Origin of the sequence: Vibrio sp. J2-4 (assembly GCF_021728155.1) — a bacterium.
GTDB lineage: Bacteria > Pseudomonadota > Gammaproteobacteria > Enterobacterales > Vibrionaceae > Vibrio > Vibrio diabolicus.
In genome coordinates this window covers 303,755-316,440 of the sequence record NZ_JAKKCN010000003.1, presented here as the reverse complement: position 1 = coordinate 316,440, position 12,686 = coordinate 303,755, and the positions used below count along the sequence as shown (strand labels likewise).

Annotated in this window: 13 protein-coding genes; 9 read left to right on the top strand and 4 right to left on the bottom strand. The window is 44.2% G+C overall.

Features of this window, described 5'->3' with window-relative positions; all coding sequences use genetic code 11:
* Positions 1-17: 17 nt before the first annotated feature.
* A complete protein-coding gene (locus L3V32_RS11625; protein ID WP_048625248.1) occupies positions 18-644 on the top strand; it encodes an OmpA family protein in 627 nt (208 codons plus the stop codon).
* A 192-nt stretch (positions 645-836) separates the two neighbouring features.
* Here L3V32_RS11625 and L3V32_RS11620 read toward each other — a convergent pair whose 3' ends face one another.
* The 4 genes from L3V32_RS11620 to L3V32_RS11605 form a co-directional block, all read right to left on the bottom strand.
* The gene (locus L3V32_RS11620; protein WP_046873702.1) at positions 837-1,196 is read right to left on the bottom strand and encodes a glutaredoxin; all 360 of its coding nucleotides are present in this window, start codon (positions 1,194-1,196) and stop codon (positions 837-839) included.
* 111 nt (positions 1,197-1,307) lie between these two features.
* Positions 1,308-1,850, bottom strand: a complete 543-nt coding sequence (locus L3V32_RS11615; protein WP_124007598.1) for a hypothetical protein — start codon at positions 1,848-1,850, stop codon at positions 1,308-1,310.
* A complete protein-coding gene (locus tag L3V32_RS11610; RefSeq protein ID WP_005391156.1) occupies positions 1,837-2,382 on the bottom strand; it encodes a YaeQ family protein in 546 nt (181 codons plus the stop codon). Before L3V32_RS11610 ends, L3V32_RS11615 begins: the two co-directional genes overlap by 14 nt.
* Positions 2,383-2,473: 91 nt before the next feature.
* Positions 2,474-2,683: a cold-shock protein gene (locus tag L3V32_RS11605; RefSeq protein ID WP_005375625.1), complete on the bottom strand. Its 210-nt coding sequence runs from the start codon at positions 2,681-2,683 to the stop codon at positions 2,474-2,476.
* A gap of 365 nt (positions 2,684-3,048) precedes the next feature.
* On the opposite strand from L3V32_RS11605, the gene L3V32_RS11600 reads away from it, so the two are divergent.
* The 8 genes from L3V32_RS11600 to L3V32_RS11565 all read left to right on the top strand — a co-directional run bounded on the left by L3V32_RS11600 (position 3,049) and on the right by L3V32_RS11565 (position 12,388).
* A complete protein-coding gene (locus L3V32_RS11600) occupies positions 3,049-3,390 on the top strand; it encodes an alternative ribosome-rescue factor A (RefSeq protein ID WP_047008363.1) in 342 nt (113 codons plus the stop codon).
* A 142-nt stretch (positions 3,391-3,532) separates the two neighbouring features.
* Positions 3,533-4,975 carry a diguanylate cyclase domain-containing protein gene (locus L3V32_RS11595; protein ID WP_237284336.1) on the top strand — a complete coding sequence of 481 codons (1,443 nt, stop codon included), beginning with the start codon at positions 3,533-3,535 and terminating at the stop codon, positions 4,973-4,975.
* A 117-nt stretch (positions 4,976-5,092) separates the two neighbouring features.
* A complete protein-coding gene (locus L3V32_RS11590; RefSeq protein ID WP_237284335.1) occupies positions 5,093-5,839 on the top strand; it encodes an outer membrane lipoprotein-sorting protein in 747 nt (248 codons plus the stop codon).
* Between the two features lie 35 nt (positions 5,840-5,874).
* Positions 5,875-7,104: an FtsX-like permease family protein gene (locus L3V32_RS11585; RefSeq protein WP_074189927.1), complete on the top strand. Its 1,230-nt coding sequence runs from the start codon at positions 5,875-5,877 to the stop codon at positions 7,102-7,104.
* Complete coding sequence (locus L3V32_RS11580; RefSeq protein WP_046873696.1) at positions 7,094-8,329, top strand: FtsX-like permease family protein; 1,236 nt, start codon at positions 7,094-7,096, stop codon at positions 8,327-8,329. The genes L3V32_RS11585 and L3V32_RS11580 overlap by 11 nt, the downstream gene beginning before the upstream one ends.
* Entirely contained in the window at positions 8,329-9,045 is a 717-nt protein-coding gene (locus L3V32_RS11575) for an ABC transporter ATP-binding protein (RefSeq protein ID WP_114322896.1), read from the top strand. The genes L3V32_RS11580 and L3V32_RS11575 overlap by 1 nt, the downstream gene beginning before the upstream one ends.
* Complete coding sequence (locus tag L3V32_RS11570) at positions 9,035-10,243, top strand: hypothetical protein (RefSeq protein WP_237284334.1); 1,209 nt, start codon at positions 9,035-9,037, stop codon at positions 10,241-10,243. Before L3V32_RS11575 ends, L3V32_RS11570 begins: the two co-directional genes overlap by 11 nt.
* 144 nt (positions 10,244-10,387) lie before the next feature.
* Entirely contained in the window at positions 10,388-12,388 is a 2,001-nt protein-coding gene (locus L3V32_RS11565) for a methyl-accepting chemotaxis protein (protein WP_237284333.1), read from the top strand.
* Positions 12,389-12,686: the final 298 nt, after the last annotated feature.

Below are 12,686 nucleotides of genomic sequence, written 5' to 3'. Positions count from 1 at the left end.
TCTAAGTTGGTAGTGGTATGAAGCAGTGGTTTTTAATTGTTTGCGGCATTCTGACTGGGTGCAGTAGCCTTGATCAAGACATGGTTCCTGGCGGGAACATTTTAGATACAGCTCCTAAAACAAACACCGAGCTGAGACATCCTGAGTGGGGCTATCCGAGCGCCTCCAGTGTGGCTTCTTCACCTCGCACGTATCAGACTGAGAGGGCATCAGTAAAAAAGTCGCAAAATGTGACCTCTTTGGAAATGTTTCTGAACAGGCACAATATTCCTCATGAGACACTCAGTGGCGGTCACTTAATGATACGTTTGAAAGAGCAAGTGCATTTTCAAACTGGCTCTGCTCAGTTATCAGCGCAATCTCAAGACTGGATTCGAAACATTGGTCACTATCTAGCAGGAAGAACGGATGTGGATGTCGTGATCGATGGCCATGCCGATAGCACAGGAGCTGCCAGCTTTAATGACACGTTGTCAGAAAAGCGAGCTCGTGAAGTGGAAAAGCAACTACTGGCGACGAGTATTCCTCGTCAACGCGTATTTTCTAGAGGTTTTGGCGAGTATGTGCCGCAGTGCAGTAATTCGACAGCCAGTGGCAAAGCTTGTAATCGACGCGTAGAGCTAACGCTGATCGTTGATGAGTAAGGCGATGGCTGGTCGATAAACTACGTCGTGTCGTTTTCACTGAGCCCTTATGTGTTTACTGGCGTTTCCGTCTGGGAATGAGCAAGAAGAGTGAACCCAAAGGCTAGGCATAGCAACGAGCAGCTAGACTGAATAGAAAAGAGGCACCTGTATGGTGCCTCTTTTACATCCGCCAATGTTCATAGGGGGAACTTAGGCAAATTCTTTTTCAACGTAAGCGACGATGTCAGATGACTCGTATAGCCACTGTGTTTCGCCATCTTTTTCGATACGTAGGCAAGGGACTTTAATTCGTCCACCACCTTGCTCTAGTTCAGTTCGATGAGTCGGGTTATTTTTTGCATCACGTAGCTCAATGTTCACTGACTGACGCTTCATTGCACGGCGGACTTTTACGCAAAAAGGGCAAGCTTCAAATTGGTAAAGTGCGTATTGCTTTGCTTTTTCATCAATACGTTGTTGTTCTTCTGCACTGCGTTTAACACCACGAGGTGAGAACACGGCGTTCAGCAATAAGATAACCTTGCCTAAAATCCAACGGATAAACTTCATAATGATCCCTTGATGTTCATTGGGTAATTGTCCTTTAAAAATGCAATCATGATGCTTGTTGCATTGAGCGTGAAGTCTATCAGTTGTTTGAAATGGATAAAACCATGTATTTTATGCGGAAAATAAGCGTTTTAACCTGCCCCAAAAACCGCTAGTCGAAGCTGGACTGGCTTCTCTACCTAGATAAAAGCTTTGCATCAGTTCGGTTCTGAATGCATCAACATCCATGCGTTTTACAACAAGCTCGTGTTGCAATGTATTCTGAGTTTGCTCGGCATGATCGTGCGCCAAGCTAAAGTCCATATTCAAATAGCCTTGAGTATAAAGCCAAAGGTGGGTTATCAAGATAAGGTCTTCTGCGGACTGGTTAGTGAACTTATCCGCGTGCTCATCACCCAAGGAGTCAGTCAGCACTTGCTGCATTTGCTGGGCAGAATGCGCATGTTGCTCATAGTTAGCGCTGGCTTCAATATGCGACTTAGTCAAAAGACCAAGCAGGTGAAGAGTAGGCGCCGTGGCGGGTTTGTTCTCACAAACTTTTGTAAACAGTTGTGACTGTTCTTTTAACCAACGTCGCTTTGCCGCTTTATGTTCTTTAACGAAGGGAATTTCTTTGAATCCCATCTCTTGACTCAGTTCACTAAGAGACGTCATGGCTTTTTAGTTCCTTCACCGTTACTTCGACGTGTTGATCGTTGATATCAACAAAAATAGAGCTGCCGGTAATCATAACAGAAAGGCTAGTGCCTCGGTCAAGGTGCTGACAAATCAAGTCGATAGCGTCGTAGTCAAAGCTTTCTACGTTGACGGGAAGCATTGAGAACTTTCCTGACATTTTATCCCACCATACCGTCGCTTTAGTGTTATAAGTGTAGACTTTTACGTGTTTTGCTAGGCGAGAGGCTTTCTTGATTCTTTCTGGTTCTGGTTCGCCAATTTCAATCCAGTGAGTAATGCTTTGATCATCGCCAACATGCCATAAATCAGGCTCTTCAATTGTAGAAAGCCCTTTCGTAAACTCTAAATTACTTTGAGCGTTTAAGCAGTAAGCTAAAACACGAGCCAGCATTCGTTGAGGTTTTTCTGAAGGGTGAAGGGCGATAGTTAGATTTTTAGAATCGTAATAGTCGTTATTCATATCGGAAATGGCGATACGAAATTTATAAATAGTCGGTTTAAGAGCCATGGATTTATATCGTTTTTGTTGGCAAAAATAAGTTATAGACAAAAAAATAGCCAGCTTTAGAAGCTGGCTATCGTATCAAATTCTTTAAGAATTAAAGTACTTTGATTTGCTCTGCTTGAGGGCCTTTTTGACCTTGAGAGATAACAAATTCTACTTTCTGGCCTTCAACTAGAGTACGGAAGCCGTCACCAGTGATTGCAGAGAAGTGAGCAAATACGTCAGGACCGTTTTCTTGTTGAATGAAACCGAAGCCTTTAGTTTCGTTGAACCACTTAACTGTGCCAGTAGCTGTGTTAGACATGTCTATTTCCTAAATATCTAAATAATGTAATCTTTCGCCTCAACGGCGCTTATAGCGTGGAAAAATAAATTGCTATTGCGTACCACAGGACGACGGGTTACAAGTAATCCAACGAAATGTGAAAACAAAGAACTTTCTTTCTAGCCGTGTTTGAGTCTAGGTTAATTCCACGAAGAGTCAACATATATTAGTGCTTTATGGACAAATATTTGTATTTAGTCACTATTTAACCAGCATGTTTTTGATTAAATTTCAAATAAATGACGGTGATGTGAAGTTTTTCAGCATAAAATTCAACTAAATCTATAAATTTGACTTATTTATATAATTATTGTCCAATCTGGTTCGACCATTAAGGAGGATTTATGGCAAAACCTAAAACCAGTCCTCAGCCGAATGAGTTACAACACGAGACCGATTTCGGCAGAGGTGAAATCAAGGACAATGCGTTAAAAGCGGTTGTCACCAGTCAATTGTTCAGAACACGAGTCGTAAAAGCGAAAAAAGGTAAAGGCAGCTTCAGTCGGAAAATGAAGCATAGAGGCAAAGAGCCCTATTCAAAGTTCTCCCCGATGTGGATTTTGAATAGGGCTTTTTTATTGATGCTGGTTTTTATCAAACTATTCAAATTCAATGGTTTAGTGTTAGTTAAATCACTCTTATCTTACCTTGTACTGGCTAGCTTTCTTCTTAAAACTAGACGCTGAAAAGTACCAAATAAGTACTAAAACCTACTAAGTTAGATTCATATCAATAGGAGCTACTTCCTGTCCGACACCGCTCTGCTATATCTTTAGATCAGACAAAACAGCCGAGATTATGGTTTAAAAAGACTGGTGAGAAGTAGGTATGTCATCGACGAGTTATGGTACTTATGGTTGCAAGTGTACAAAAGCGTGTGCTTCTTTGTTACTACTATGGCTGTCTATTTGCCCGATGACGTATGCGCACAAGTCAGAGTCTCATTCTTTAATTGTTGCTAACTCCAAAGCTTGGAAGCCATTCTCTTACCTTAGCCCAGACGGTGAACCCAAAGGCATTTTGATCGACTTCTGGAAAGCGTATGCGGCGGACAACCAAATTGATGTTCAGTTTCTGCTTCTTGATTGGGAGGCTTCTTTACAGGCCGTAAAAGAGGGGCGTGCTGACTTTCACGCGGGATTGGTTTACTCATCGGAAAGAGCCGATTACCTGGATTTTGGCGCAGTTATCATGCCCATTCAAACTAAATTATATGTCAATCAAGACGTGCTTTCGATTGATGTCAAAAGTGTTTTAGCTGGTGAAATGACGTTGCCAATTGGTGTCGTTAAAGGAAGTTACGAGTCTGAGTTTATTAAGACGAATTATCCTAATGCGCCTATTGCAGAGTACATTAATAACGACACGATGATACAGGCCGCTGTCGATAAGAAGGTGCTGTATTTCGTCGCGGACCTTCAAGTAGCTAACTTTTATATGGCAACTATGCCGGGAGCAGGCATGTTTGTTCCTGTAATAAATTTATATAGTAAAGACCTTCGGATTGCAGCAGGGTTGCATAGTTCTGCTTCCATTTTAGATGTCTCTCGAGCGTTTGAAAAAGTTATCGATACAGATCGAGAAAGGATCCTCAATCGGTGGAGTGTGGTGAAAACGGTCTATCCTCTTTATCTCCTACCTATTGCGATTTTCGTTATGGCGGTCGCGACGCTGTATCATATCTTCGCACTCAAACGCATGGTTGCGCTGCGCACAAGACAATTGACGATTGCTAACCAGCAATTGCTGGAGATGACGTTAACGGATTCCCTAACAAAACTCTACAACCGTAGACACTTGATTGAACAATTGGCGCTCTTGAATCACTTGCAGAGAAGCTTGACGGTAATGGTATTTGATATTGATGATTTTAAATCAATTAATGACCAATACGGTCATCTTGTCGGAGATAGAGCGATAGTGGCCGTGGCTGAAACAGCAAAATCAATGACTGATGAACGTATGACATTGGCGAGAATTGGCGGAGAAGAGTTCGCACTCGTGACGGCATCGCTCTCTGAGCGAGAAGCGAGCAACTTTGCTCAAATGCTCTGCAAAGCCGTGTACGAACAACCTATTATCCTTGGCGGGCAAGCGATTCATTTGAGCATTAGCTTAGGCTGCGCATACTACCCTGAATTTACTCACATCGTGAATTTACAAGACGCTGATCAACTGATGTATCAAGGTAAGTCTGAAGGTAAAAATCGCGCTGTGTTTCAAGTCATAACAGACAGCCAGGTTCAACCTGAGCTTCGTCAAGTCCCTTAGCGTTTTTGAGTCACCAATCGCTATTTCTAAATCCTCACTTGCTATACTCAATTGAATTTAAAATTATTATACCCGTTTAGCTTCAAATTCTAGGTCGTGTCGGTACAAAGGGAAGGTATGTATAAAACGTTTTGTGTTCTCGCTTGTGTACTTCTCTCTTCTTTTTCTTACGCTGAGAGCGCTTTCGATATAGTCCAAAAGTCTGATCAAGCGATGCGCGGAAAATCCAGTTATAGCGAAGCCATCATGAAAATTGTTCGCCCTGACTGGTCACGTTCAATGACCATGAAGAGTTGGACGAAAGGTACGGAATTATCTTTGGTCTTGGTGACTGCTCCGGCGAAAGATAAAGGTAGCGCCTCGTTAAAACGTCATAGAGAAATGTGGAATTGGGTGCCGAGTATAGAGCGAGTGATTAAAATTGCGCCATCCATGCTCAGTCAGTCTTGGATGGGATCAGACTTCACGAATGATGATTTAATTAACCAATCTTCTATTGTTGTCGATTATCAACATCAACTGCTTCAAAGTGAAACCTTTGATGGTGACAAAGTTTGGGTAGTTGATGCACTTGCCAAGCCTGACGCCCCAGTGGTTTGGAGCAAAGTCAGACTGTGGATCTCTCAAACGAGCTTTTTACAGCGCAAAGTCGAGTTTTACGATGAATTTGATGAACTAGTAAATGTTTTGACGACTTACGATGTGAAAACGTTGGGTGGGCGAGACGTTGCGACTCGCATGGAGATGCAACCGATAGATAAACCAGGAAATAAAACGGTTTTGATTACGCACGAAGCGCAATTTGATTTTGATATCGATGATGACTTTTTCTCCCAGCAGCAAATGAAGGCTCTGCGAGATTAGGGTGGATTTTGGTTTAGATAAGAGGTGAGAATCGGATGCTCATCAAGCTCGCATGGCGAAATCTATGGCGGCAAAAACGGCGGACATTGTTAACCGCTTCTGCGTTAGCTCTTGTTCTGTTTCTCTCCTTACTGACTCGAGCGTTCCAAGAAGGAAGTTACTCCTCAAATATTAAAAACGCTGCGAAGTTCTATACGGGATTAATTCAGCTACAACATCCCGATTTTGGGGACTCCTCTAGCATTGATGATGTCCTTCCACAAACGCCTGCGTTCATTGCATCTGCCAAAAATAATCCTGATATCGACATCGTTCTGCCGAGAATTGAGTCATTTGCGCTTGCCGCCAAAGACGAACGATCCAAAGGCGTGATGGTGCTCGGCGTTGAGCCTGACGCTGAAGATAGCTACTCCAGCATTAGTGACAAAATCGTACAAGGGCGCTTTATTGCATCTGGACAAAACTCGGTGCTTGTTGGTGAGGGCTTGGCAAACTACCTTCATTTGAACGTTGGTGATGAACTGGTGTTGTATGGTTCGGGTTATCGTGGTCAAACGGCGGCTGGACTGTATCAGGTGTCTGGTATTTTGCACTTTCCTTTGCAGCAGTTAGATTCTCAGTTGGTCTACATGCCTCTTGATACCGCACAAGCGCTGTATTCGCTTGATAACCAAGTCACCGCATGGGTCCTTAACACTCAAAGTTTACGCGTGTTGCCTGACATTGTTAAACAACTAAAGCGCCACTACGGGAATGGCGTCGCAGTAAAAAGCTGGCAGGAGCTGTCGCCAGAACTTTCCCAACAGATCGCCTTGGACAAAGCGGGTGGGATCTTTTTGATCTATATCTTGTACGGCATTGTTGGTTTTGGCCTGTTTGCCACGATTTTGATGATGACGTTAGAGCGCCAGCGTGAATTTGCGGTGATGCTCGCGACGGGTATGTTGCGCAGCAAGCTTATGGGGCTCGTCGCCATTGAATCGATGTTTATCTCCGTTATTGGTCTTGTGCTCGGTATCTTGATCAGCGCGCCTGTGCTTGCGTATTTCTATATCAATCCGATTGAGATTACAGGCGATGCTGCACAAGTGATGCTGGAGAGTGGCTTTGAACCAATCGTACCTGTTTCGCTAGAGCCGTATTTGTTAATTGATCAAATTCTTGTCGTTCTCGTTATTTTATCGTTATGTCTGATGTATCCGATGGCTAGACTTCTTCGCTTGCCCATTGCTAGTGGGCTAAAAGGAGGCGCGCATGTTGATTAAATTGGCGTGGCGTAATTTATGGCGGAACAAGCTCAGAACTTCCATTATGCTAGGAGCGATGGTGTTCGGCTTAATGGGCGTTGTTGCCATGATTGGATTCATGAACGGTTTGGTCGACAGCATGATCAAAAACGCGATTGCGTGGCAAACCAGTCATCTACAAGTGCATCAGAAATCCTACCTTAATAATCCTGACCTTAGTGACACAATAACGAATTATCAAACGATAACGGCCGCTTTGGCTGCACATCAAGATGTTAAAGCGGTATCGGCGCGATTTCTTGCTGATGGCATGATTGCTTCTGCGCGTAGTACGAGAGGCGTTCGGATCAATGGCATCAATATTGAACAAGAGCAAAGTATCACACCGCTTACAAGCCATGTGATAGACGGAGAATGGTTAAACGAAGTGGGAAGAAACCCCATTCTTGTTTCGCAAAAAACCGCAAATCGGTTGAAGCTGCGTGTTGGATCGAAAGTGGTTTTAACATTATCTGACATCAAGGGTGATGTATCTGGCGCAGCTTTTCGCGTTCGAGGTATTTTTAAAACGCCATCCACCACGTTTGATGACGGTAATGTCTACGTCCGTAAAGTCGATCTCGAAACAATCGCAGGCTTGTCGGGTGCGCATGAAATTGGCGTTTTGTTGAACTCCAACGAGACTAAACAGCTAGAAAGTGCAGAGGCATTTACGTTATCAATATTGCCACAAGCCAACCGTGAACAATTGGTCGTGAGAAAATGGCAAGAAATACAGCCTTTACTCGCAACAATGATGAGCTCAATGGATATCTCTAACCAAATTATGTTGGTCGTTTTCGTACTTGCCATGACTCTCGGAATCATCAACATCATGCTGATGTCAGTTTTTGAAAGAACGAGAGAGTTTGGTGTGTTAATGGCGGTTGGCATGCAGCAGCATAAAATTCGCACACTGATTATTTTGGAAACGCTATTCCTTGGTTTAAGTGGTTGCGCGCTAGGGTTATTAGGAAGCGCAGTCATGCTGAAAATACTGAGTATTACTGGCTTATCGCTTGGCGCACTTGCTGATGGATTAGGTGCTTATGGCGTCGATACCTTGCTTTATCCAAGAGTATCGTTTTACGAGTATCAATTGATTATTGTGGCTATTTTTGTCGCGAGCTTATTTGCGGCTCTGTATCCAGCAAGGCAAATTCTCAAACATCGACCTGCGGATGCCATGGCGGAGAAAACGTAATGACGATTAAATTGGAAGGCTTATCCAAGACGTACAACCCAAAGAGTGACTTCCCGGTACATGCGGTTCAGAACGTAGATTTGGAGATCAAGCAAGGTGAGTTTGTCGCTATTATGGGACCTTCTGGTTCAGGGAAAACGACGCTACTAAACATGTTGGGCGGGATCGATTCGCCTACATCAGGACGCGTGGAAATTGATGGATGCTTAATCTCTGATATGTCAGAAAAAGAGTTGATCGCTTATCGGCGCGATAACATTGGCTTTATCTTCCAAGATTATAGCCTGCTCCCCGTACTGACAGCTCTTGAAAACGTCGAGTTTGTTATGCAATTGCAAGGGAAAACAGAAAGGGAATGTCGTGAACGCGCCAGCGCGCTACTGCAACAGGTTGGATTATCACAGCAGATGCATAAACGTCCGAGTAAAATGTCTGGAGGCCAACAACAGAGAGTTGCGGTTGCAAGAGCATTGGCACCAAAACCAAGGTTTGTAATGGCAGATGAGCCTACCGCCAACTTAGATGCAAAAAGTACAGCCGAGCTGCTTGATATCATGGAACAACTCAGTGAAAAAGAAGGCACGACATTTATCTTTTCTACCCATGATCCTAGAGTTATTAAGCGCGCACATCGAATCATAGTATTTGAGGACGGGCGTTTGGCACGAGATTTTGCCAACATTGATAACACCATAGAGAAGAGCCATGCGTGGTAGAGTAGAAGGCGTAAGCTTACTATCCAAGTTATTGCGGCTTTTTTTTGCGTTAAGTCCTGCGGTAATTTGCATTAAAACTAATGCCAGCATACCGGGTTTGGAGCCTGAAAAAGCATGGGATATCAATGGCTATGTGAAATACATGGCGACCTATAGTATGCCTGACGAGCAGGGTAATACCCTTGACCATCTACTCCATAACCGGATTAACGTTGAATATCGCTTTTCTCCTGAATGGCGAATAAATCTTGGTATCAGGAATAGAGCATTGTGGGGCGATGCGCTTGAGATTCCTCAATATGCGGAACTTGTGGCGCTTGATAATGGGTATTTTGATCTAAGCAAAAACTGGCGAGAAGATAATGCAATCCTCAATACCCAACTGGATCGACTCTACGTCTCTTGGAGTGACCAAGATTGGAGTGCAAGGTTAGGGCGGTTCCGGGTCAACTGGTCAATGAACACCATTTGGAACCCAAACGACATCTACAACGCCTATTCTATTTACGACTTTGATTACGAAGAGCGGGCGGGCACCGACGCTGTCATGGTGAGTAAAAAACTTGGGTTTGCCGCTGGGTTAGATCTCGTTTTCTCTCCGTCAAAGCAGTCTAAAGAAAACAGCACGTCACTACGATATTTCTCCAACGTTTCTGGTTGGGACTATCAAATCATTGCGGGTCGATCTCGGCAAGACTATGTTCTTGGAGCAGGGTTCGCGACTGATATCTATCAAGCTGGGTTTCGAGGCGAGTTAAGCTGGTTTGATCCTATTGATACAAAGCATCAAGGTCAGCCTACTGAGGATACGACAGTCGCTAGTTTGGAATCAGACTACAGTTTTGGTGGTGTGCGTAACTGGATGGTGAGAGGTGCTTGGTTGTTTATTTCTGAACCAAAGCCAGCGAGCAGCGCATTAACTTACCTAAACCTCCCTCTCTCTGCGAAAACCTTGAGCTTCACGGAGCATACTGTTTATGCCGATGCTAGCTTCGACTTAACGGCGCTCAACCGCGTCACCTTATCGGCTAGTTACTATGATGATGGCTCTTACTTTGCTGGATTATCCAGCAGCTATTCACTCAGTAATAATTGGCAACTGCTAACTGTAGTTCAACATTTTAACGGTACGGACGGCAGCTTATTTGGAGAAACACCTGCAACTTTGGTGTTTGCTAATATCCGGTATAGTTACTAAAGACGCCTTTCATTTAGCTGCTATCCCTAAATAATGCAATCAATCACAAATAATGCCTTGTTCTGAAGTTGTTTTTGATACAAGCGTTTAACATTTTTGTAAACATCGTTATATTTAAGGCTCATCGTTGTCAGGAGTTTATGGATGAACCTTACGATATCAGGGAAGTTGCAGCTCAGTTTTGTGCTGCTAGCCGTACTTTTTATGGCATCAGCGGTATTCACGTATCGCAACGTCACCACTGTAGAGCAATACGCCTCTTCGTTACTTAAATCCGATTTACCGACCGTCGACACCAGTCGCGGTATCCAACAGTCCGTTCAGGCGTCGCTGTCCTCTATTCGAGCCTACATGTTGCTAGGTGGCGATGAAGAGGCGAGCGCACGTCTAAGTGAGGACGTACGCAATATCATGGCGTCAACAGACGAGTCGCTTCCAACGTTGCAGGCTTTGATCTCTGAACAGGATTTTCAAGCGATTCAAAGTCAGTGGGATGCGGTCAAAGTCTCTTTGAACAAGCTGATTGAGCTCAGCCACAGTGATGAGAACTTACCCGCGCACAACCTCTTTATTAACGAAGCGGCACCCATTGCAGAAGTGGCACTTGATCAGCTTCAAAGCTTAATCAATGAAGAGTCAGGAAACCCATTTGGTGGAGACAGAAAACGTCTGTTTAAAGTTTACGCCGACAGTTATACCTCGCTCGCCAATGCTCTGTCTGCTCTGCGTGATTTCCTGTTGTACGGGCAGCAAGATCATCTGGACAAATACCACGACTTGATTAAGTACCACAATCAGTCTGTGGCGGAAATCGATAGCAAACTCGACAGGCTCACTGATAACGACCAATCATTGTGGTCACTGTTTAAAGAAATGCAGCAACTGTACTTTCCTTTAGCAGAGCAGGTAATTGCATTACGTCAGTCACCAGAATGGAACGAATCAAACTTGCTGATGGCGAACGAACTGTTACCAGCAGCGGATGCCCTAGACCAAAGTTTAGAAACGATCGTATTGGCGCAGCAAAGTCGTGCTGATCAAAGCGGACAGGGTATTAATCAGTCGATCAAAAACGTACTCACCACCATGCTGATTGCGGCAGCGTTGGTTTTGTTTGCCGCGGTAGCGATTTCAAAATACATGGGCAACACCATTGGTCGCCGAGTGAAAAACTTATCGGAGCGAGCCAAGACGATCGCTTCAGGAGATGTTTCTCAGCCTCCGCTCACCGTTGTTGGGAAAGATGAATTGGCAGACCTTACCGATTCGATTAACCGCATGAACCAATCGTTAGCGAGCATTGTGGCAGGGGTGAGTGAAAAAGCGCACCAAGTGGATGCCAGTATGGGGGCTTTGTTGGAATCGGCGCAAGTCACCTCATCGAATGTGGAACAGCAACAGACCAGCATTGTTGAAATGGGAAGCCAATTGGATGAAATCGCTTTAGCGGCGCGTAACACCCTAGATCAAGCTAACCAATCGGTGCAGAAGCTTTCTGATTCAAAAGGCGAGATTGAACAAGGTCGTGATGCTTTAGAGCAAAACAAAGTCACCATGGAAAGCTTGCACGGCAGTATTGAAACCGCGAGTACGCAAGTGACGCAGTTAAGCAAAGAGAGCGAAGCCATTGGTCGAGTGACAGAAGTAATTGAAGGCTTGGCAGAGCAAACTAACTTACTGGCATTGAATGCGGCGATAGAAGCAGCGCGTGCGGGTGATCAAGGACGAGGCTTTGCGGTTGTGGCGGACGAAGTGCGTATGTTGGCGACTCGCACTACTCAGTCGACGACAGAAATCAACGGCATCATCAATGCGATTCAACGCTCGACTAATTCGGTAGTTGAGGAAATTGAACACAGCCAATCACTTGCGGAGCAGGGCGCGGAGCACATTGAAAGAGCGGTAACTCGTTTGCTTGTTACTACTGAGCAAATTGGCTCTTTGAATGAACAAATGGCAGAACTTGCGGCAGCGGCAGAGCAGCAATCTCATGCGACCAATTCGATCACTGGATTAATGTCCGATATTACTCAATCAGTGGATGAGGTTTCGAATAACAGCCAACGTGCATCAGAGACATCATTGCAAGTAAAAGAGCAAGTTACCGAGCTGAATCAACAGATGGCAACTTTCAAAACGGCGTAGATAAGGTTTACATCTTTTCATAAACTTTTGAACGTTAACCAAATAGTAAAAAAGCCCCAATCCTTTTTACACAAAAAGGGTTGGGGCTTTTTGTTGGATGATACGCCGATATTCGTCTACTTGCTCATTGGATTTAGCTATTTAAATCATAGCTAAAACCAAATTTTCTTCACCGAGGTGGAGTCGTAATATGACTCCATCGGCAGCAAATACTGCAAAAGAATTTTTAAACTTTATACCAATCCCGGTAAGAGAATCGTTCGTTACTATGATTGGTATCATCCTTCTAGGAGCAAGA